Source organism: Streptomyces sp. NPDC033165, assembly GCF_055577965.1.
Genome location: NZ_JBVIPK010000009.1, coordinates 203,117 through 224,150 on the forward strand (window position 1 = coordinate 203,117; position 21,034 = coordinate 224,150).

The window sequence follows — 21,034 nt, forward strand, 5'->3', positions numbered from 1 at the left end:
ACGGGACGGTCACTGCGGACCGGCGCGCCTGCTGCCAATAATCATGACGAACGAGGACACGGCAGAAGTCTCGCACAGTGACGCGCCCGTGACGGCGGTGTCTCAGGATGCGGTCGTGACGCTCGTCGCACCGCTCACGCGGCGCCCGCCGTCAGCGTCTCGTCCAGGAACTCCGCCGCCTGGGCGAGCACCTGCTCCCGGCCCGTCCCCGGAATCCCCACCGTCACATGGACGCTGAAACCGTCCAGCAGCGCCCGCAGCCGGGCGGCGAACCGGTCGGCGTCCACCGCCCGGAACTCCCCGCGCGAGACCCCCTCGGCGAGCAGCGCGACCAGGTCCCGGTGCCAGGCCCCCTCGATGGCGGCCTGCCGGGCCCTGGCCTCGTCGTCCGCGTTCTGCGAGCGGCCCCAGACCTCCAGCCAGAGCGTCCAGTGGGGGTCGCGGTGCCCGGCGGGCAGGTACAGGTCGATGTACGCGTCCAGCCGATCGCGGGCGTTCCCCGGTTCGGCGAGGAGGGCACGGCGCTCGGCCCCGAGGCGGTTCTCGCTCCACTCCAGGGTCTGGAGCAGCAGTTCGTCCTTGGTGCGGAAGTAGTAGAGCAGGTGCCCGCTGCTCATCCCGACCTCGCGCCCGAGCCCCGCCATGGTCAGCCCGTCGAGCCCGCGCTCGGCGATGGTGGCCATGGCGGCGGCGAGGACGTCCTCGCGGGGCGGGGCGGCGTGATGGGTGCGGCGGGGGGCGGGGGGCATGGGCGGGCTTTCGGGACGGGTCCGGGTTCAGATCCTGGGCTGCTGCTGCGTTCAGATCCTGGGCTGCTGCTGGGTGATGCAGTGGATGCCTCCACCACCGGCGAAGATCGTACGGGCATCGACCAGGGTCACCGTACGGTCCGGGAACAGGCTCCGGAAGATCGCCGCCGCCTCCTCGTCGCGCGGGTCGTCGAAGGCGCAGAGGACCACGCCGTCGTTGCAGAGGTAGTGGTTGATGTAGGAGTAGTCGACCCACTCCCCGTCCTCGTCTCGCAGCACGGTGGGCGCGGGCACCTCGACGACCTCCAGCGGGCGCCCCTTGGCGTCGGTGGCGGCCCGCAGCACGGCCAGGAGCTCCCGGCCGACCTCGTGGTCGGGGTGGGCCGGGTCCGGCTGGACGTGGGCGACGACGGTGCCCGGGCGGACGAAGGCGGCGACGATGTCGACATGGCCGAGCGTGCCGTACGTCCCGTAGTCGCCGGTCAGTCCGCGCGGCAGCCAGATGGCCTTCTCGGTGCCGAGGCGGGCGTGGATCTCCGCCTCGACCTGCTCCCGGGTCCAGTCGGGATTGCGCTCCTTGCCGAGCTGGACGGTCTCGGTGAGCAGGACGGTGCCCTCGCCGTCGACGTGGATCGCGCCGCCCTCGTTGACGAGCGGGGAGCTGTGCGCGGGGACGCCGGTCAGCTCGGCGACGGCCCGGGCGATGTGCTGGTCGCTCTCCCAGCGGGCCCAGCCCTGGGCGCCCCAGCCGTTGAACGTCCAGTCGACGGCGGCGAGCGCCCGGCCGTCGGTGACGAAGGTGGGCCCGATGTCCCGCATCCAGGCGTCGTCGAGCGGCCGTACGACCAGTTCCACGTCCGGCCCGAGGAGCGCCGCCGCCCCCTCCTCCTGCCCGGGCCCGACGACCATCGTGACCGGCTCGAACCGTCGTACGACCCGGGCCACGGCGGCCCAGGCGCGGCGGGCCTCGTCCAGCCCGGCGTCGGAGGCGAAGGTGGGGTTGGGTCCCGGCCAGGCCATCCAGGTGCGCTCGTGGGGCGCCCACTCGGGGGGCATACGGAAGGGGGCGGGGGCCGGGGTGAGTGGCATGGGGGGGGCTCCTGGACTCGGCGATTTGAGTGTCACTCTAACCGTGGCCGACGCTGGTACGGAAGCTTGCCCATGGCCTTTCGAGTGATGCTCTAATCTCCGGGTATCGAAAAGGCCGCACCGGCGGGAAGCCGGGTGCGGCCTGATCCTGGACGGAGAAGCCCCTAGCCGAGCGGGTGCATCCAGCCGTGGGTGTCCTCGACGACACCGCGCTGGATGTCGAGAAGACGCTCCCGCAGCTTCATGGTGACCTCGCCGGGCTCGCCGCCGCTCTGGGTCCACTCGCCGCCCTCGGACTTCACCAGGCCGACGGGGGTGATGACGGCGGCGGTGCCGCAGGCGAAGACCTCGACGAGGGTGCCGTTCGCGGTGTCCTCGCGCCACTGGTCGATGGAGATCCGGCCCTCCTCGGAGCCGTAACCGAGGTCGCGGGCGACCTTGAGCAGGGAGTCGCGGGTGACGCCCGCGAGGAGCGAGCCGGTGAGGGCGGGCGTGATGATCTTCTTGGAGCCGTCCTCCTGCTCGTACACGAAGTACAGGTTCATGCCGCCGAGCTCCTCGACCCACTTGTGCTCGACCGCGTCGAGGTAGGCGACCTGGGCGCAGCCGTGCTCGGCGGCCTCGGCCTGGGCGAGGAGGGAGGCCGCGTAGTTGCCGCCGGTCTTGGCGTCGCCCATGCCGCCGGGGACGGCGCGGACGCGGTTCTCCGAGAGCCAGATGGAGACGGGCTTCACACCGCCGGGGAAGTAGGCGCCGGCGGGCGAGGCGATCACCAGGAAGAGGTACTCGTTGGCCGGCTTCACGCCGAGGCCGACCTCGGTGGCGATCATGAACGGGCGCAGGTAGAGCGACTCCTCGCCACCGTGCGCCGGGACCCACGCCTTGTCCTGCTGCACCAGCGCGTCACAGGCCGCGATGAACGTCTCGACGGGCAGCTCGGGCATGGCCAGGCGGGCGGCCGAGCGCTGGAAGCGGCGGGCGTTGGCGTCGGGACGGAAGGAGGCGACCGAGCCGTCGGGCTGGCGGTAGGCCTTGAGGCCCTCGAAGATCTCCTGCGCGTAGTGCAGGGTCATGTTGGCCGGGTCCAGCGACAGCGGGCCGTACGGGACCAGCTCGGCGTCGTGCCAGCCGCGGCCCTCGGTCCAGCGGATCGTCACCATGTGATCGGTGAAGTGCCGGCCGAATCCGGGGCTGGCCAGGATCGCCTCGCGCTCCGCGTCGGACAGCGGGTTCGAGGAGGGCTTGAGCTCGATCGTGGGCGTCGTCATGAGTGCGTGTCCTTCACCGGTCTTGTGTGTGATGGACCGCGCCCACGCCCGTTCATGCCCGACGCTTTTCGGTCAGGTCCTAGGACGTCCGAGCTTTACCGCGAGCCACGGCCCCGCGTTCGATTATCACTCGCGGGGGGCCGTGCACGAAACGGTGTGAATGCGGTCCAGGGATCGATGGTGGCACCCGGTGGCCGCACAGGTGAAGCCGCCGGGCGCTGTTGCGACCCGGCGGCTTCGAAGTGGAGTCGTCGGGTCAGCTCGCTACGCGTACCGCGAGGGCGTCGCCGACCTCGTCGGTCGTACGCGTGGCGGCCCCGTCGCGCTCCGCGAGATCGGCGGAGACGGCGTCCTCGATGCGTACGGCCTCGGCCTCGTAGCCCAGGTGGCGCAGCAGGAGGGCGACGGAGAGGACCGTGGCGGTCGGGTCGGCCTTGCCCTGCCCCGCGATGTCGGGGGCGGAGCCGTGGACCGGCTCGAACATCGACGGGAACGCGCCCGTCGGGTTGATGTTGCCGGAGGCGGCCAGGCCGATACCGCCGGTCACGGCGGCGGCGAGGTCGGTGAGGATGTCGCCGAAGAGGTTGTCGGTGACGATGACGTCGAAGCGCTCCGGCTGGGTGACGAAGAAGATCGTCGCGGCGTCGACGTGCAGATAGTCGGTGCTGACCTGCGGGTACTCGGCGGCGACCCGGTCGAAGGTGTTCTTCCACAGGTGGCCGGCGTAGACGAGGACGTTGTTCTTGTGGACCAGCGTCAGCTTCTTGCGCGGGCGGGCGGCCGCGCGCTCGAAGGCGTCCCGGACCACGCGCTCGACGCCGTACGCCGTGTTGACGCTGACCTCGGTGGCGACCTCGGCGGGGGTGCCGGTGCGCAGCGAGCCGCCGTTGCCGGTGTACGGGCCCTCAGTGCCCTCGCGGACGACGACGAAGTCGATGTCGGGGCGGCCGGCGAGCGGGGTCGCGGTGTTCGGGAGGAGCTTGGAGGGCCGCAGGTTGATGAAGTGGTCGAAGGCGAAACGCAGCTTCAGCAGCAGCCCGCGCTCCAGGACGCCGGACGGCACGGACGGGTCGCCGATCGCGCCGAGGAGGATGGCGTCGTGGTTCTTGAGCGCCTCCAGCTCCGCGTCCGGGAGGGTGTCGCCGGTGCGGTGCCAGCGCTGGGCGCCAAGGTCGTACTCCTTGGTCTCCAGCTTCACATCCTGCGGGAGGACAGCGTTGAGGACTTTGAGGCCCTGGGCCACAACTTCCTGGCCGATTCCGTCACCGGGGATCACTGCGAGATCGATGCTGCGAGACATGCGGGAAGCCTAACGGTGCGTCCCACCCCATGACATCCGATGTCCACCATACGGACGCGGCAAGGGTGTTCGGGGTGGGAGCGGTGCGAGCGGGCGGTGCGCCTGCGACTCACGGCGCCGCCGGTGGACCGGTGGCGCGGCGGGCCGGTGGCTCAGTGGCCGGTCTCGCCGCCGTTGTCGCGGCGGTCGAGGGCGCGCTGGAGAGCGGCGGCGGCGTTCTTGCGCTCGGCCTCGGCCGGAAGGGAGCTGCGGCGGACGCGGCGGGTGGTGGTGTTGGCCATGATGGATCGACTCCTTGAGATCGCATGGATGCCGGGAGGGGCGGGCGGGCAGGCGCATCGCGATGCAGTGCCGTGCGGGGCATTGCGGGGCGGGGCGGTGCCGGTGCCGGGGCCGGGATCGGATTTCGAGGCGCCGGAAGGGGCGGGGAGCGTACGCCGCAGGGGTTACCTGCTTCGGGGCGTGCGCCCGCAACCGCCGCAGTCGCTCGATCGAGCGATTCGTTCGGCTTCTACCAAGCTAGGACAGCCGGGCCGCTCTGTCTCCACAGTTAGTCGGACTTCCTACTATCTGAGACGGCTTCCTCTCCGCGCTCCGCCCGCAGTTCCCGGATCAGCGCGCGTACGGCGAGGGATCGCGCCTGCTCAGGCGTGGTGGCATAGCCGATCGAGCGCGTGGGCCGGTCGGGTCCGAGAGCGGTGATGTCGATGCCGTCGGGTGCCCCGCGCAGGGACAGCGCGGGCATGATCGCCATGCCGAGACCGCGGGACACCATCGAGAGCACCGCTCCGTCGTCCTCGGCCTCGACGGTCGCCCGGGGAATCCACTCCTGGGCCGCCCACCAGTCGCGGGTGTACGAGGTGCAGTTCTCGGCCCAGTCGACCAACGGCAGGCTCCGGGGCGCGGCGTGCCCGGCCGGGTGCACCAGGGCGTACTCCTCCTCCAGCAGCACTCCGCCCACCAGCCCGGCCGGCAGGGGAGAGGTGGTCCCGAGCGTCGCGACCGCCACGTCGGCCCGCCCGTCCAGCACCTCGCCCGCCGTGCCCCGGCCCAGCTCGCGGACCATCCGCACCACCGGCTCGATGCCCGGATGGCGGGCGGTGAGGCGTTCCAGCGCGGGCGGCAGCAGATACAGGGCGGCGCTGCGAAACGCGGCGATCCGCAGCGGTCCGCTCACCGTGTCCGCGGAGCCGGGCCCCGCCGCGATCCCCCGGGCCTCGGCGCCCAGCACGTCGAGCAGCCGCAGGACGCGCCGGGCGTGACCGGCGACCGCCGCACCGGCCGGGGTGGGGGTCGCACCGAGGCGGCCCCGGTCGAACAGCACGGCGCCGATCTTGCGCTCGCTGGTGCGTACGGAGTGGGATACGGCGGACTGGGTCATGCCGAGGGCCTGGGCGGCAGCGGAGAACCCGCGGCCCTCGGCCACGGCGACGATGACGCGGAGTTCACGCGGGGCGAGATCGGTCATCGCGACCCGCCCCACCCGCCGCGCAACGCCCGAGACCTCCGCCTGAACGCCTGTGACCTCTGCCTATGAGAGCTGTTCATGGAAGCGATTCTTCCATCAACGCCACCCCCTGCCCGAACACTCCCGGCCCCTTCTACCGTCGGCGGCATGACGACACAGCGCACTGCCCGCACCTTCCGGCTGATCGCCCGCCCGGACGGCTTCCCCACGCCCGACCTCTTCGCCGTCGACGCCTCCCCCGCACCGGAGCCGGCCCCCGGCACCGCGCTGGTGGAGAACCTGTACCTGTCGGTGGACCCCTACCACCGGGAGGAGATGGACGGCGGCTGGGAGCTGGGCGTGCCGCTGGAGGGGCGGGCGCTGGGACGGGTGACGGCCTCGCGCGACCCGGGGCTGGCGGAGGGCGATCTCGTCCTGCACCGTGAGGGCTGGCGGACCCATGCGCTGGTCTCCCTCGGCACGGCCGGAGTGCGCAGGGTCCCGGCGTACGAGGGGGTCCCGCTCACCGCCCACCTCTCACTGCTCGGCGGCACCGGGCTCACCGCGTATGTGGCGCTCACTCGCACCCTGGAGTTCCGGCCGGGCCAGGACCTGTTCGTCTCGGCGGCCGCGGGCGGGGTCGGTACGGCGGTGGGGCGGATGGCCCGGCTGCTCGGCGCGGGGCGCCTGATCGGCAGCGCCGGGTCGCCCGCGAAGGTCGCCCGGCTGACCGGGGAGCTGGGGTTCGACGCGGCCTTCGACTACCACGAAGGACCGGTCGGCGAGCTGCTGGCGAAGGCGGCGCCCGACGGCATCGACGCCTACGTCGACAACGTCGGCGGGGACCATCTGGAAGGCGCGATCTCGGTGCTCCGCGAGCACGGCCGGATCGCGTGGGTGGGTGCGATCTCCCAGTACCACTCGGCGCACGAGCCGCCCGCCGCCCCGCGCAACCTGTTCGACATCGTGGGCAAGAGCCTGCGCCTGGAAGGGGTGATGGTCCGCAACCACTACGGCGTACAGCAGGAGTTGGACGCCCTTCTGGTGCCGCATCTGCGGAGCGGGCTGGTCGTGCCGGACGTCACCGTGGTGGACGGGTTCGAGCGGACCGTGGACGGGTTCCTCGGGATGCTGCGGGGCGAGAACACCGGGAAGATGCTGATCCGGATCGCCGACTGAGCGCTCCCGAGCGCGCGGGCCGCGCCCCCCTCCCCCGTCCCGGCGGATCGCCGTCACAGCAGGTCGCCGTCCCGCCAGTCGAAGGCGAGCGGGTGGGCGGGGGCGGGCAGTGGGCGTCCGGCCGTGGGGCGCACGTACGTGCTGCCCTCCTCCTCGGGGAGCGGGACCGGGCCCTCCGGGCCGAGGGCGGTGAGGCGGCCCGGCCACACCTGCCAGCCACGTGCCGCGTACAGGGCGGCGCCCGCGTCGGAGGCGGACAGGGCCCCGAAGTCGTGGGCCGTGTCGATGACGTGTTCCAGCGCGGCCATCACCCGGTGGCCGAGGCCGCCCCGGCGGTGGCCGGCTCGGACGGCGACGGCTTCGACGTATCCGACGCGGTAGGAGCGGTTCGCGTGCAGGACGCGGCGCTGGACGACGGCGCCGTGGGCGACCAGGAGGCCGTCCTCGTCGTGGATCAGTGCGTGGATGCCGCCGAGCGCGTGCTCCCAGTCCTGGTCCGCGAAGTCGCCGTCGAAGGCGGTGTCGAGCAGGGCGCGGATCTTCGCGCGCCCGGCGGCGGTCAGCTCGAAGGTGTGGACGATGCGCACGGCGGGGGCGGCGCCCGGCATGGGGGCAGTGCCCGGCCTGAGGACGGCATCCGGCCTGGGGGCGGCGTCCGGCCTGAGGACGGCATCCGGCCTGGGGGCGGCGGGGGCGGGCTCGGTCATGCCGCCCATCCTCGCGCGCGGTCGGCCCGGTCCGCACGTGAGAAACCGGCGGCCCGCCCGGATCCGGCGCATGCCGGTCCGGGCGGGCCGTGGAGGGTGGAGCGGGGAATCGGTGGCGGATCAGTACACCGTGACGCCGTACGCGGACAGCGCCTCGGTCACCGGCTGGTGGATGGCCGAGCCGTTGGTACCCGAGCAGCCGGAGCTGCCGGAGTGGATGCCGAGGGCGACGGTTCCGGCGAAGTGCGCGCCGCCGCTGTCGCCTCCGGCCGAGCAGGCGGTGGTGCGGACCATGTTGTAGACGGGCCCGTCGCTGTAGTTGACGGTGACGTTGACGGCGGTGACCGTGCCGGAGGTCACCTTGGTCGTGGACCCGCTCTTGCGGATCGCCTGGCCGACGACGGCGTTGCCCGCGGAGGTGATGTCCTGGGTGGAGCCGTTGTAGAGGTCGACGGTTCCGGCGGGCGACGAGCCGTCGGTGTAGCGGACGATGCCGTAGTCGTTGGTCGGGAAGCTGCTGCCCTCCCGGACGCCGATGACCGGACCGCCGGAGCGGGCCGACCAGTTGGCGGAGATGTTGGTGCAGTGTCCGGCGGTCACGAAGTAGCGGGCCCCGCCCCTGGTGACGTTGAAGGCCGCCGAGCAGCGGCTGCCGCCGCCGTAGATCGCGCCGCCGCCCAGCACCTCGCGGCGGAATTCGCCGGGGACGCGCTTGATGGCGGCCGCGCCGCCGAGCCGTTCGGCGACGGCCTCCAGGCGGGCCATGTCACGGGCGGAGACGGAGGAGTCGGCCTCGACCACGACCTGGTTGGTGCGCGGATCGACGCCCCAGGAGGTGCCGGTGATCTTCGCCTCGGCCTCCAGGGTGTCCATGGCCGACCGGAGTTCGGCGGCGCTGCGGGTCACCCGGCGGACCGTGGCCCCGGCGGCGCGGGCCTGCTCCTCGGCCCGGTCGGTGGTGACGGTGACGACCAGGTCGCCGGTCCTGCGGTCGAGGTAGCTTCCCGCGGTGTCGGCGCCGAGCACGCGTTCGACCTTGGCGTCGAGCGCGTACGCGGACGGGGCGGGGATCGCCGAGGGGGCGGCGGAGGCGGACGGGTCGGCGGCGGCGGAGGGGGCCGCGCCGAGGCCGAGGGCGCCGGCGACGAGCAGCAGGGAAACGCCGAGGCGCGCGCGGGAGTTGCGTCGCATGGGGGGGACTCCTTCTCGGGTGACGTGTGGGGACGTACCGAGAAGGAATTTGACATGTCCATTACCCAACCACAAGGGTGCGTGCCCCGGGGGCGTCCAAGGCCGCGCGCCCCAGGGGCACCGGCGGACGGCCGGTCCTGGTCACCGGACACCGAGAGGCAGACGGACGGCCGGTCCCGGTCATCGGACACTGACCGGGACCCGCTCCCGTCCTGTCCGAAGCACCGCTTCCCCCGGCCTCCGCCACCGCGCACACTGCGCCCATGTCCGACACGACACCCGCACCTCAGCAGTGGTCGCCCACCCATGGCGACCCGTACCGCCCCACGCCCTACCGCCCCGAACGGATCGCCCCGAGGGCGTCCCTGGCCCATGCCGCCCGGCTGCGCCGACGGATGGACGAGCGCAGGACCGTCCGCGCCTTCTCCCCCGACCCCGTCCCCGAGCAGGTGCTGCGCGACGCGATCGCCTGCGCGGCCACCGCCCCCTCCGGCGCCCACCAGCAGCCGTGGACCTTCGTCCTGGTCAAGGACCCGGAGGTACGCCGCCGCATCCGGGAGGCCGCCGAGCACGAGGAGAAGCTGAGCTACGACGGGCGGCTCGGCGAGGAGTGGCTCGCCGCCCTGCGCCCGCTGGGCACCGACGCGGTCAAGGCCCATATGACGGACGCACCCGCCCTGATCGTGGTCTTCCAGCAGCGCTACTGGCTGGGCGAGGACGGAACCAAGCGCAAGCACTACTACGTCGACGAGTCGGTCGGGATCGCGGTGGGCATGCTGCTCACCGCCCTGCACCTGTCCGGGCTCGCCGCGCTGATCCACACCCCGAGCCCGATGCGCTTCCTCGGCGAGGTGCTGGGCCGGCCCGAGAACGAGAAGGCGTTCGCCGTGATCCCCGTCGGCCATCCCGCGGACGACTGCGAGGTCCCCGACCTGGTGCGCAAGTCACTGGATCAGGTGCTGGTGGAGATCTGACGGGCCGCCTCGCAAGAAGGCCCTGCCATGGAAACCGCCCCCCGGCCGGTAGGGGGACCGGTCGGGGGGCGGTGCTCAGGAGGAGGCTCTCCCGCGGCGGAGAGCCCCTGGGGCCCGGGGCGGCGTGCTGCGGCGCCCCGGGGAGGGCGTCAGCCCTGGTGGGGGTAGGTGTAGTCGGTCGGCGGGACCAGCGTCTCCTTGATGGCCCGGGTCAGGGTCCAGCGCTGGAGGTTCTGCGGGGCGCCCGCCTTGTCGCAGGTGCCGGAGGCACGGCCGCCGCCGAAGGGCTGCTGGCCGACGACGGCGCCGGTCGACTTGTCGTTGATGTAGAAGTTGCCCGCGGCGTAGCGGAGCTTGTCCATCGTGTACGCGGCGGCCGCGCGGTCGCCCGCGATGACCGAGCCGGTCAGCGCGTAGTCGGACACCGACTCCATCTGCTCCAGCATGGCGTCGTACTTCTCGTCCTCGTAGACGTGGATCGCGAGGATCGGGCCGAAGTACTCGGTCGTGAAGACCTCGCTCTCGGGGTCGGAGCACTCGATGACGGTCGGACGGACGAAGTAGCCCACCGAGTCGTCGTAGGTGCCGCCCGCGACGACCGTGCACGCCGGGTCGGACTTGGCGCGGTCGATCGCGGCCTTGTTCTTGGCGAACGAGCGCTCGTCGATGACGGCTCCGATGAAGTTCGTCAGGTCGGTGACGTCACCCATCTTGATGGAGTCGACCTCGGCCGCGAACTCCTCCTTGAAACCGGAGTTCCAGATGGAGGCCGGGACGTACGCCCGGGAGGACGCCGAGCACTTCTGGCCCTGGAACTCGAAGGAGCCGCGGGTCAGCGCGGTCTTCAGGACGGCGCGGTCGGCGCTGGGGTGCGCGACGACGAAGTCCTTGCCGCCGGTCTCGCCGACGAGCCGCGGGTAGGTGCGGTAGTTGGCGATGTTGTTGCCGACCGTCTTCCACAGGTGCTGGAAGGTGGGGGTCGAGCCGGTGAAGTGGATACCGGCCAGGTCGCGGTGGTTCAGCGCCACCTCGGAGACGGCGATGCCGTCGCCGGTGACCAGGTTGATGACGCCCTTGGGCAGACCGGCCTCCTCCAGGAGCTGCATCAGCAGCACGGCGGCGTGGGTCTGGGTCGGGGACGGCTTCCACACCACGACGTTGCCCATGAGGGCGGGGGCGGTGGGGAGGTTGCCCGCGATGGCCGTGAAGTTGAACGGCGTGATCGCGTAGACGAAGCCCTCCAGCGGGCGGTGGTCCATGCGGTTCCACACGCCCGGGGAGTTCGCCGGGGGCTGCTCGGCGAGGATCTGGCGCGCGTAGTGCACGTTGAAGCGCCAGAAGTCGATCAGCTCGCAGGGGGTGTCGATCTCGGCCTGCTGGGCGGTCTTGGACTGGCCGAGCATGGTGGAGGCGGCCAGCGTCTCGCGCCAGGGGCCCGACAGCAGCTCGGCGGCGCGCAGGATGATCGCCGCGCGGTCGTCGAAGGACATCGCGCGCCAGGCCGGAGCGGCGGCGAGGGCCGCGTCGATGGCGTCCTGCGCGTCCTGCTCGGTGGCGCCCGCGAAGGTACCGATGACGGCCTTGTGGTTGTGCGGCTGTACGACGTTCACACGCTCGCCGCCGCCCATCCGCTTCTCGCCGCCGATGGTCATCGGCAGGTCGATCGGATTGTCGGCGAGCTCCTTGAGCTTCACCTCCAGGCGGGCGCGCTCCGGGGAACCCGGGGCGTAGGAGTGGACCGGCTCATTGACCGGCGCGGGGACCTGGGTGACGGCGTCCATGGTTGCCTTGTCTCCTTGGTGTCGGCGGGGATGGGTGTGTCGGCCGTGGCCGGTTCAGCCCGGGGTCGGGGCCGGGTGCTCAGCCCTTGGTGAGGACCGAACGGGCGAAGAACAGCAGGTTGGCCGGCTTCTCCGCGAGGCGTCGCATGAAGTATCCGTACCAGTCGGTGCCGTACGCCGTGTAGACGCGCATCCGGTGGCCCTCGGCCGCGAGCCGGATGTGCTCGTCGCTGCGGATGCCGTACAGCATCTGGAACTCGTACTCATCCAGTTTGCGCCCCGCCTGGCGGCCCAGCTCCTGGGCGATGGCGATGAGACGGGGATCGTGGGACCCGATCATCGGGTAGCCCTCGCCCTCCATCAGGATCCTGGTGATACGGACGTACGCCTTGTCGATCTCGGCCTTGTCCTGGTACGCGACGGCGGCGGGCTCCTTGTAGGCGCCCTTCACGATGCGTACGCGGCTGCCCGCGGCGGCGAGCCGACGGGCGTCGTCCTCGGTGCGGAACAGGTAGGACTGGATGACGCAGCCGGTCTGCGGGAAGTCCTTCCGCAGCTCCTCGTGGATGGCGAACATCGAGTCGAGGGTGGTGTGGTCCTCGGCGTCCAGGGTGACCGTGGTGCCGATGGCGGCCGCCGCCTCGACGACGGGGCGCACATTGGCGAGGGCGAGCTCGTGGCCGTTCTCCAGCGCCTGGCCGAACATCGACAGCTTGACGGACATCTCGGCGCGGGTGCCCAGGTCCAGGGCCTTCAGACGCTCGACGAGCTCCAGGTACGCGTCGCGCGCGGCCTCGGCCTGCTCGGGGGTGGTGATGTCCTCACCGACGACGTCGAGCGTGACCTCCAGGCCCTTGTCCGCGGCGTCCACGACGATCGGCACGACCTGGTCGACGGTCTCCCCGGCGATGAAGCGGTCGACGACCTGCTTGGTGCCGGGCGCGGCCGAGACGAACCGGCGCATCTTGTCGCTGCGCGATGCGGCGAGAATCACGGGACCCAGCACGGGGTACCTCCACGGATGAACGAACGAAGGGCCGTAACGGTACGTACATGAACGTAGGTGTACAGACATGAACACACTGGTACGGCACGGATAACCACCGTGAAATCTAGGCACCCCGTCGGCCCTGTGCCATCGACACCTGTCACGCATCCGTGGCCGCCATCTCAGACATCTGTCTGAAGATGGCCGGGAGGGGGTGCGAGAATGGCCGGGTGACAGGCGATTACCAGGAACTGGTCGACGAGATCTCCGCCCTCCTCGGCGCCCCGGCCACCCTGGAGAACCGGGACTTCGGACTGGTCGCCTTCGGGGCCCACGACAGCGACGACGACACGGCGATGGACCCGGTCCGCACCCGCTCGATCCTGACCCGCCGCTCCACGCCCGCCGTCCGCGCCTGGTTCGAGGGCTTCGGCATCACCCGGGCCACCGGCCCCGTCCGCATCCCCGCCGCCCCCGAGGCCGGGGTGTTCCGGGACCGCGTCTGCCTTCCGGTACGCCATCGGGGTGTCGTCCTCGGTTACGTCTGGCTGCTCGACACCGACCCGGGGCCGGCCGACGAACGGCTGGCCGCCGCGATGGAGGTCACGGCCCGGATCGGGGCGCTGCTCGCCGACGAGGCGCGGGCGGGCGCCGACCTCTCGCGGGAGTTCGGCGCGGTCCTGACCGCCGGGCCGGGGCGGCAGCACGACAGCGCCGCCGCCGCGCTGGGCGAGGCGCTGGGGCGGGACGCGGAGGGGCTGCACGCGGTGGTGTGCGTGACCCCGTGGACGGGCGACACGCCTTCGGTACGGGGCGTGGCCTCGGCGGCCGCGCTGGCGACGGTCGCCGCGCCCGGGGCCGCCGGGCCCGCGGCGCTGGCGGCGCTGATCCGGCTGCGCTCGGCGGACCGCCTGGACCCGGCCGTGAGTGCGGCGGGCCGGTTGCGCGCGAGTGGCCCGTCGGCGGCCACCGGGGGGATCTCCGGCCCCCGCCGCGGGCTGGACGAGCTGACGGTCTCGTGGCGGGAAGCGGTGGCGGCGGCCCGCGCGGCCCGGGCGGAGACCCGTCTCGGCCCGGTCGCCCGGTGGTCGGCGATCGGCCCGTACCGCCTGCTGACCGCGCTCCCGGGCACCGGCACGGACCCGGGGGACCCGGCGGTCGCCTCGCTGCTGACCCCGCCGCACCGGGAGCTGGCGCACACCGCGGAGGTGTTCCTGGACTGCGCGGGCCAGGCGAGCCGGACGGCCGCCGCCCTGGGCATCCACCGCCAGACGCTCTACTACCGGCTCTCCCGCATCCAGCAGATCACCGGCCTCGACCTCAACGAGGGCGAGGACCGGCTGCTGCTGCACATGGCGGTGAAGCGGGCGCGGCTGTAGTCCGCTTCACCGGGTCCCGTGACATCGGCCCTGCGGCGGACGGCGCGAGGCCGAGGCGGGGCGGCTCTCCTGCGGCTGCCGCGCCGACCACACGGCCCTGGCCGACAGCCCGCTGACCACCGCGGCCACCGAGCTGCCGGATCTGCCGGTGCTGCTCACGGTCGTCGACGGGCGGCCCACGCACCGCGGCGGATCGCTCTGGGACCTGAGTGCGGTGCGGGGAGCGTCACTTGCCGAAGCGGCGTTCCCTGTTCGCGTACGACCGCAGCGCCCGCAGGAAGTCCACGTGCCGGAAAGCGGGCCAGTAGCAGTCCACCCAGTGCATCTCGGCGTACGCGGACTGCCAGAGCAGGAAGCCGGAGAGCCGCTGCTCGCCGGAGGTCCGGATGATGAAGTCGGTGTGGTCGGCGATCGGCGAGTAGAGGTGCCGGGAGATGTCGTCGATCCCGAACCGCGCGACCAGCTCGGCAGGGTCGCCCCCGGCGGCCATGTGCTCCTCGAAGGCGGCCTTCACCGCGTCGACGATCTCGCGCCGGCCACCGTAGCCGACCGCCACGTCCACCTTGAGCCCGCCGCGCCCGCTCGTGGCGGCGGTGGCTTCCTTGAGCACCCGGGCGCTGGAGCCGGGCAGCATGTCGAGCGAGCCGATCACCTGGACCTCCCAGTCGCGGCCCTCGGCGGTGATGTCGCGGACGGTCTCCTCGATGACCTCGATCAGCGGGCCGAGCTCCTCGGCGGGGCGGCCCAGGTTGTCGTCGGAGAGCATGAAGAGGGTGACGTGCTCGATCCCCGCGGCGGTGCACCAGCCGAGGAAGGTGGTCACCTTCGCGCCGCCCGCCCGGTACCCCTCCCGGACGTCCGTGTGCCCGGCCTTGCGGGCCCACCGCCGGTTGCCGTCCACCATGATCCCGACGTGCTGCGGGCGGGGCAGCCCCACCAGGGTGGCGGCGAGCCGACGCTCGTACACCGCTTCGATCGGGCGTCGCAGGAACAGGGGGAGCAGCTTCATGGACCTTCTCCATCACGGGATGGGTGGTGCCGAAGGACCCTACCAGCGTCCGCGGCCACCCCCGGCGGGGTCGTACGGGAGCGCGACGGCGGGGCCTCGGAGCCTCACAACGGGCCGTCCACGCCCTCCGGTTCGGCCACCGGCCGGTCGCTGACCAGTGCGGCCAGCACCATCGGCGCGTCCGCGTCGCTGTGACCGACGGTCAGCGCGACCCAGCGGTCCTCCGGGGCCCCGCCGGAGCCGAGCGGGCCCCAGACGCTCAGGTCCCCGTACAGATCTTCCGCGAACAGCGCCTCGAACAGCGGCTCCACGGGCGAACCGCCCTGCCACCGCAGCAGCGGCCCGTGCAGCGGGACCGTGCGGCGCGGACCCCAGCGGGCGTCCAGCACTCGGGCCAGGGAGTCGAGGCGGGCGGCCGCGGCCTCCTCGGCGTCGTTCCACTCGGGGGCGTACACGCCGGTCAGCGGGTCGCCCTCCCACAGCGGCACGATCCGGAACCCCGCCCCCGCGGTGACCGTCCACTCGCCGGTGGCCGGGTCACCCTCGGCGGCGGTGGGGCCGGTGGCCGGTACGGGGGCGGCGAGGAGCTCCCCGACCTCGGCGGCCGCCCGGTCCGCGTCGAAGGCCTCCCCGGCCCGGGCGGTCACAGGACGGGCCGGTCCAACGGGCGGGGCAGCGGGGCCAGCGCCCCGGCCTCGCGCAGCCGTTCGTACACCCGCACCACCGTCGCGCTGTCGCCGGGGGCCGCGATACTCAGCAGCTCGCCGCCTGCCGGGAGTTGCTGCCGGACCACCTCCAGGCCTGCCGGGACCAGGGCGGCGCGGGCCGGGGAGAGGTAGCCGGTGCGGCCGACGACCGGGTCGCCGACGGAATACCCGGCGTCGTCCTCCAGGGCGTCCAGCACGTCGTCGTCGCTCACGTCACCGAAGTCCGGCTCCCACACCCGGGCCAGGAGGGACAGGATCTCCTCCTCCGGGACCACGGCGATGTCCGGTGCGTGGAGGACGATCGCGAGCGACTGGAGCAGGAACCGCGGTGAGCCCCCGGCCAGTCCGCTGACCTCCGCCTCCCAGCCGGGCGCCCCCGTACCGACGAGCCGCAGCCCGGTACCGGTGAGGTCCGACCAGTCGGCCGCGTCCTGGGCGGTCCGCAGCGCGCCGAGCAGACCGTCCCCTCCTGCGGTGAAGGCGGTCGCGGGTCCGTTCCCGTGCACCTGGCTCCAGACGTCGGCCGCCTGCGGGACCAGCTCGGCGAACCCGTCCAGGGTCCGCTGCCACCGGTCGGCCAGGGCCTCGACCGGTTCGGGCCTCGGGCCCCAGAAGCCCCGCACTACACGTCGCATGCTCGTCTCTCCTCCGTCGGCCGGCCGTCCCGCGTTGCAGGCTACTCGGCCGCCGAGGGCTGTCCGGTCATCCCTGGCGGGACAGCCCTCAGTCGAATGCTTCCGGTTTCCTGGTGCTGTCGCCGGGGTGCGGCTTGGTGTTGATCACCTTGATCGGCAGCCCCTCCTCGCGGAACGCCTTGCGGGCCGCCTTGGCCACGTCCGGGTCGGAGAAGTGCCATTCCACGGCGCGGCCGCCGGACGCCTCCACCTGGGCCCGTGCCTCGGCGACGAACTTGTCCTTGCCGGACGGGGTGAGGCTGGAGCGGTCGGTCTTGGACAGATAGCTGCCGTAACCGTTCTTGGCCTCCAGGTAGGTCTGCCGGGAGGAGTCCCACCCGTCGTATTCCACGGCCGGTTTGCCCTCGCGCGGGTGCGGTACGACGTACTCCTGGCCCCGGTTCGTCCCGGTGATCTGCTCCTGGTAGCGGAGCCAGGACTCGTTCTTCCAATTCGGCGCGGGGTTGCGGTCCCGGCTCGCCCAGTAGCCGTCGCCCGCGTCGGCGTCGCCGAGCGTACGGTCCTTGAGGCCGTCGGCCCAGGACGGCGGGTTGTAGTTGCGCGGGTCGGAGGTGTCGTTGCGCTGCGGCTCGGGGTACTTCTTCTTGTCCAGCTCGGCCTTCCGGGCCCGCTCGGGCTCCTCCAGCCGCTTCTGGTCCAGGTGCGCCTGGCGCTCCGCCGCCCGCGCCTCCTCGGCCGACTGCCTGGCAGCCTCGTCGCAGCCGCCCTCCGCGAGGATGATCCGCCCCGGCGAGCCGCCCGCCAGCACCCCGGTACCGGAGCCGGGCACTCCACCGGTGCCGCCTCCCCCGTACCGCACCGACGGTGTCCCGGACGCGATGGCGCAACCGGTCCGGCGCGCCGCGTCCTCGGCGCTGTCCGCCGCCTCGTCGGCCTCCTTCGCCGCCTTGCGTACGCCTTCCAGGTCGCCCGCCTCCGCGGCCTGCCGGGCCCGGCGGGCGGCCGCGCTCGCGTCGCCCGCCGCGTCGGCGACCTCGGAGGCCACCTTGCCGACCTTGCCGAGCTTCCCGGCCTTGCCGACCACCTTCGCGACGTTGTAGCCGGGGATGAACAGCGAGCCGACGTTCCAGATCACGTCGGTGACGGCCCGGGTCTTCTCCCCGTTGTTCCAGCGCTCACGGACCTCGTCCCCGACGAACATGTCGTCGCCGACCGTGATCACCGTGTTGACCGAGGCCCCGCCCCAGTCCCACAGCGCGCCCAGGTAGTCGCCGTCCGCCCACTTGTCGCCCGCGCCCGCGGAGTCGGCCGCCCACTGGTCGGCGAGCCGGCCGCCGTAGTCCACGAGGCCCGACCAGGTCTCGGGCTTGAACAGGTCGATGATCCCGGTGATGTCGCCCCAGATCCCGTCGACCACGACGCCCTTGAAGACCTGGGTCGTACGGTCCCAGGCGCAGCCGAAGAAGCCCCAGCCGCCGCAGTCCTCCTTCTCCTCGGCCTGCTCCCCACCGCCCTCGCCCTCGGCGGAGGCGGGCACGTCGTAGGCGGCCTCGGGCTCCTCGTGTTCCTCCGGAAAGGTGTCCTCACCGGTGCCGGGACGCCCGGTGTCGTCGGGCCCGCCGGTGCCGCCCCCGGTTCCGCCGGTACTTCCGGAGCCGCCGGTACTTCCGGAGCCGCCGGACGCGGTGCCGCCGGTGTTGGCCCCGCCCGTACCTTCCGTACCACTGGTCCCGCCCGTACTGCCGGTCCTGCCCGTCCCTTCCGTACTGCCGGTACCTCCCGTACCTCCCGTACCTCCCGTGCTCCCCGTCCCGCCCGTCGCATCGCCGCCGGTCGTCCCGCCCGTGGTTGTCGACCCACCGTCGGCGCCGCCGTCGGCACCGCCGTCCGCACCGGCATCCGCACCGGCATCCGCACCGCCGTCCGCGCTCCCCGACGTACCGCCGTCCGCTCCCCCGCCCGGGCTGTCCCCCGCCTCGACGGAGTCGCTGCCTCCGGACACCGGGCAGGAGCTGCCGGTCAGCGAGCAGATCGCCGACTGGAGTCCGTCGGTGATCCGGCCGCCGAGGCCGCCCACTGTCAGGGCCGCGATCAGCGCGACGACGATCAGGACGAGGCCCAGGTACTCCAGGGCGGTCTGCCCCCGGTCCCGGCGCCAGGTGATCATGTGCGGGAGCGAGAACTTCGGCGGCCGGCCCCGTTCGGCGGACGGCAGCCGGAACCACGCACGGCTCGGCGCCCGGCTGATCAGGACGATGATCAGGATCGGCAGGACCAGCTGGGTCAGCCCGTCCGGAGAACCGTTCCCGAGGTTGGCGAGCCCGCCGAGGATCAGCCACCCCTGAACGGCGACGATCCCCCACCGCACCCGCGTGCCGCCGGTCCGTACATGCCGGGCCAGCAGTGCGCCGAGCACCCCGGGCGCGGAGGCGTACAGCAGGATGCCGAGCACCTCGGCGCCCATCGCGTCCACGGCGAGCGCGGAGCCGGAGAGACCGATCGCGCCCAGGGCCGTCGCGCCGAGGAGGACGAGGAGCAGCACTCGTACGAGGACGAGGGGGCCCGGGAGTTCACGCCGCGGGGCGGCGGCCGGGGCCGGTCCTCCCGCTACGGGTATGCCACCGACAGCAGACATACGTGATCCGACCCCCGGTACCCCTGAGTGACCTGATAATCGGTCACCCTAGGGTCGGGGCCACCGCACGTCGTGGGCCCCAGGGCCCAACCCCGGGCCCACCCCGGCGGGTTGGCTGTCGGCGGAAAGCGCTGTACCCGGCGTCCGGGCCTCTCGTACGGGACGAGGGGCCCGGCCACCGGGTACAGGGCGGGATCGTGCGGGGTGTCAGTCGGTGAGGTTCACCGAGCGGGCCGAGGAGGCGCCGATCTCTTCGGCGATCTCGGTCAGCACCGTCTGCGGGACGGTGTCGTCGACGGTGAGGACGACGAGCGCCTCGCCGCCCGCGGCCGCCCGCGAGACCTGCATGCCCGCGATGTTCAGCCCGGCCTCGCCGAGGACCTTGCCGACCGCGCCGACCACACCGGGACGGTCCTGGTAGCGCAGGACGACCATGTGGTCCGCGAGGGCCAGGTCCACGTCGTGCTCGCCGATGGCCACGATCTTCTGGAGGTGCTTCGGGCCCGCCAGCGTGCCGGAGACCGCGACCTCCTCGCCGCTGGAGAGCGTGCCGCGCACGGTGACCACATTGCGGTGATCCGGCGACTCGGAGCTGGTGGTGAGGCGTACCTCGACACCGCGCTCCTGCGCGAAGAGCGGGGCGTTGACGTAGCTGACGGTCTCGTCGACGACATCCTCGAAGACGCCCTTGAGCGCCGAGAGCTCCAGCACCTTCACGTCGTGCTGGGTGATCTCGCCGTACACCTCGACGTCGAGCCGGGCCGCGACCTCGCCCGCGAGCGCGGTGAAGATCCGGCCGAGCTTCTCGGCGAGCGGGAGGCCGGGGCGTACGTCCTCGGCGATGACGCCGCCCTGGACGTTGACCGCGTCCGGGACCAGCTCACCCGCGAGCGCGAGACGGACGGACTTGGCGACCGCGATGCCCGCCTTCTCCTGGGCCTCGTCGGTGGAGGCCCCCAGGTGCGGGGTGCAGACGACCTGGTCGAACTGGAAGAGCGGGGAGTCCGTGCAGGGCTCCTTCGCGTACACGTCGAGGCCCGCGCCCGCGACGCGGCCCTCCTTGAGCGCGGAGTACAGCGCCTCCTCGTCGACGATCCCGCCGCGCGCGGCGTTGACGATGCGCACCGAGGGCTTCACCTTGTGCAGCGCCTCGTCCCCGATGAGGCCGAGGGTCTCGGGGGTCTTGGGCAGATGCACGGTGATGAAGTCGGCGACCTCCAGCAGCTCGTCGAGGCTGAGGAGCTTGACGCCCATCTGCGCGGCGCGGGCGGGCTGGACGTAGGGGTCGTAGGCGACGACCTTCATGCCGAAGGCCGACATGCGCTGGGCGACCAGGACACCGATGCGGCCCAGGCCGACGACGCCGAGGACCTTCTCGCTGAGCTCGACGCCGGTGTACTTGGAGCGCTTCCACTCGCCGTTCTTCAGGGCGGTGTTGGCCTGCGGGATGTTCCGCGCGGTGGCGACCAGCAGACCGCAGGCCAGCTCGGCGGCGGTGACGATGTTGGAGGTCGGGGCGTTGACGACCATCACACCGGCCTTGGTGGCCGAGGAGACATCGACGTTGTCCAGACCGACGCCCGCGCGGGCCACGACCCGGAGCTTCTTGGCGGCGGCGATGGCCTCGGCGTCGACCTTGGTCGCGGAGCGCACCAGGATCGCGTCGACATCGGCGATCGCGGGGAGCAACTCGGCGCGGTCCGCGCCGTTGCAGTGCCGGATCTCGAAATCCGGACCCAGAGCGTCGACCGTGGCGGGCGACAGCTCTTCAGCGATGAGTACGACAGGTTTCGAGCTCACGTGAGTCCTCACAAGTCCAGTGCGGACGGCCGTCCCGACGGCCGCAGGCGGTGGAGGGGCTAGCCGCGTGGTAGACGCACGACACTGTGGGCCCTGACGCGTGTATGTGTTGAGAAGTGTAGTCATGCGGCGGGCCTTCTACTGCGCCCTGATGGAAGGATCACCCGCACGGGGTGGACGTGGTGTACACCCGCAC

The 21,034-nt window shown here is 72.5% G+C and carries 18 protein-coding genes; 3 read left to right on the plus strand and 15 right to left on the minus strand.

Annotated features, from left to right (window positions below):
• Positions 1-134: 134 nt before the first annotated feature.
• The 6 genes from ACZ5WC_RS22405 to ACZ5WC_RS22430 all read right to left on the minus strand — a co-directional run bounded on the left by ACZ5WC_RS22405 (position 135) and on the right by ACZ5WC_RS22430 (position 5,874).
• Positions 135-749: a TetR/AcrR family transcriptional regulator gene (locus ACZ5WC_RS22405; RefSeq protein WP_468542431.1), complete on the minus strand. Its 615-nt coding sequence runs from the start codon at positions 747-749 to the stop codon at positions 135-137.
• A 51-nt stretch (positions 750-800) separates the two neighbouring features.
• A complete protein-coding gene (locus ACZ5WC_RS22410; RefSeq protein WP_468542432.1) occupies positions 801-1,838 on the minus strand; it encodes an agmatine deiminase family protein in 1,038 nt (345 codons plus the stop codon).
• A gap of 164 nt (positions 1,839-2,002) precedes the next feature.
• Positions 2,003-3,106 carry a branched-chain amino acid aminotransferase gene (locus ACZ5WC_RS22415; protein ID WP_468542433.1) on the minus strand — a complete coding sequence of 368 codons (1,104 nt, stop codon included), beginning with the start codon at positions 3,104-3,106 and terminating at the stop codon, positions 2,003-2,005.
• A 256-nt stretch (positions 3,107-3,362) separates the two neighbouring features.
• On the minus strand, positions 3,363-4,406 hold the full coding sequence (locus tag ACZ5WC_RS22420) for a 3-isopropylmalate dehydrogenase (RefSeq protein WP_468542434.1): 1,044 nt from the start codon (positions 4,404-4,406) through the stop codon (positions 3,363-3,365).
• 152 nt (positions 4,407-4,558) lie between these two features.
• Positions 4,559-4,687, minus strand: coding sequence for a hypothetical protein (locus tag ACZ5WC_RS22425; protein ID WP_468542435.1), 129 nt, complete (start codon positions 4,685-4,687; stop codon positions 4,559-4,561).
• Between the two features lie 269 nt (positions 4,688-4,956).
• Positions 4,957-5,874 (minus strand): LysR family transcriptional regulator, encoded by a 918-nt coding sequence (locus ACZ5WC_RS22430; protein ID WP_468542436.1) that lies wholly within the window; start codon positions 5,872-5,874, stop codon positions 4,957-4,959.
• A gap of 147 nt (positions 5,875-6,021) precedes the next feature.
• Here ACZ5WC_RS22430 and ACZ5WC_RS22435 point away from each other — a divergent pair, with 147 nt between their 5' ends.
• Entirely contained in the window at positions 6,022-7,032 is a 1,011-nt protein-coding gene (locus ACZ5WC_RS22435; protein WP_468542437.1) for an NADP-dependent oxidoreductase, read from the plus strand.
• 53 nt (positions 7,033-7,085) lie between these two features.
• On the opposite strand, the gene ACZ5WC_RS22440 is transcribed toward ACZ5WC_RS22435, so the two are convergent.
• A complete protein-coding gene (locus ACZ5WC_RS22440) occupies positions 7,086-7,640 on the minus strand; it encodes a GNAT family N-acetyltransferase (RefSeq protein ID WP_468542519.1) in 555 nt (184 codons plus the stop codon).
• 219 nt (positions 7,641-7,859) lie between these two features.
• Positions 7,860-8,930: a S1 family peptidase gene (locus ACZ5WC_RS22445; RefSeq protein WP_468542438.1), complete on the minus strand. Its 1,071-nt coding sequence runs from the start codon at positions 8,928-8,930 to the stop codon at positions 7,860-7,862.
• 263 nt (positions 8,931-9,193) lie between these two features.
• Between ACZ5WC_RS22445 and ACZ5WC_RS22450 the strand changes: the two genes are divergently transcribed.
• Positions 9,194-9,904, plus strand: a complete 711-nt coding sequence (locus ACZ5WC_RS22450; RefSeq protein ID WP_468542439.1) for a nitroreductase family protein — start codon at positions 9,194-9,196, stop codon at positions 9,902-9,904.
• A gap of 149 nt (positions 9,905-10,053) precedes the next feature.
• Here ACZ5WC_RS22450 and pruA read toward each other — a convergent pair whose 3' ends face one another.
• On the minus strand, positions 10,054-11,685 hold the full coding sequence (gene pruA / locus ACZ5WC_RS22455) for an L-glutamate gamma-semialdehyde dehydrogenase (protein ID WP_468542440.1): 1,632 nt from the start codon (positions 11,683-11,685) through the stop codon (positions 10,054-10,056).
• A 79-nt stretch (positions 11,686-11,764) separates the two neighbouring features.
• Positions 11,765-12,691, minus strand: a complete 927-nt coding sequence (locus ACZ5WC_RS22460; protein ID WP_468542441.1) for a proline dehydrogenase family protein — start codon at positions 12,689-12,691, stop codon at positions 11,765-11,767.
• Positions 12,692-12,903: 212 nt separating this feature from the next.
• Here ACZ5WC_RS22460 and ACZ5WC_RS22465 point away from each other — a divergent pair, with 212 nt between their 5' ends.
• A complete protein-coding gene (locus ACZ5WC_RS22465) occupies positions 12,904-14,052 on the plus strand; it encodes a PucR family transcriptional regulator (RefSeq protein WP_468542442.1) in 1,149 nt (382 codons plus the stop codon).
• 226 nt (positions 14,053-14,278) lie between these two features.
• Here ACZ5WC_RS22465 and ACZ5WC_RS22470 read toward each other — a convergent pair whose 3' ends face one another.
• The 5 genes from ACZ5WC_RS22470 to serA form a co-directional block, all read right to left on the minus strand.
• Complete coding sequence (locus tag ACZ5WC_RS22470; protein WP_096626693.1) at positions 14,279-15,061, minus strand: isoprenyl transferase; 783 nt, start codon at positions 15,059-15,061, stop codon at positions 14,279-14,281.
• Between the two features lie 104 nt (positions 15,062-15,165).
• A complete protein-coding gene (locus tag ACZ5WC_RS22475; protein ID WP_468542443.1) occupies positions 15,166-15,708 on the minus strand; it encodes a hypothetical protein in 543 nt (180 codons plus the stop codon).
• Positions 15,705-16,403 carry a hypothetical protein gene (locus ACZ5WC_RS22480; RefSeq protein ID WP_468542444.1) on the minus strand — a complete coding sequence of 233 codons (699 nt, stop codon included), beginning with the start codon at positions 16,401-16,403 and terminating at the stop codon, positions 15,705-15,707. Before ACZ5WC_RS22480 ends, ACZ5WC_RS22475 begins: the two co-directional genes overlap by 4 nt.
• 88 nt (positions 16,404-16,491) lie before the next feature.
• Positions 16,492-19,038, minus strand: coding sequence for a Tox-REase-5 domain-containing protein (locus ACZ5WC_RS22485; RefSeq protein WP_468542445.1), 2,547 nt, complete (start codon positions 19,036-19,038; stop codon positions 16,492-16,494).
• Positions 19,039-19,245: 207 nt separating this feature from the next.
• Positions 19,246-20,838 (minus strand): phosphoglycerate dehydrogenase, encoded by a 1,593-nt coding sequence (gene serA, locus ACZ5WC_RS22490; RefSeq protein ID WP_468542446.1) that lies wholly within the window; start codon positions 20,836-20,838, stop codon positions 19,246-19,248.
• Positions 20,839-21,034 lie beyond the last annotated feature (196 nt).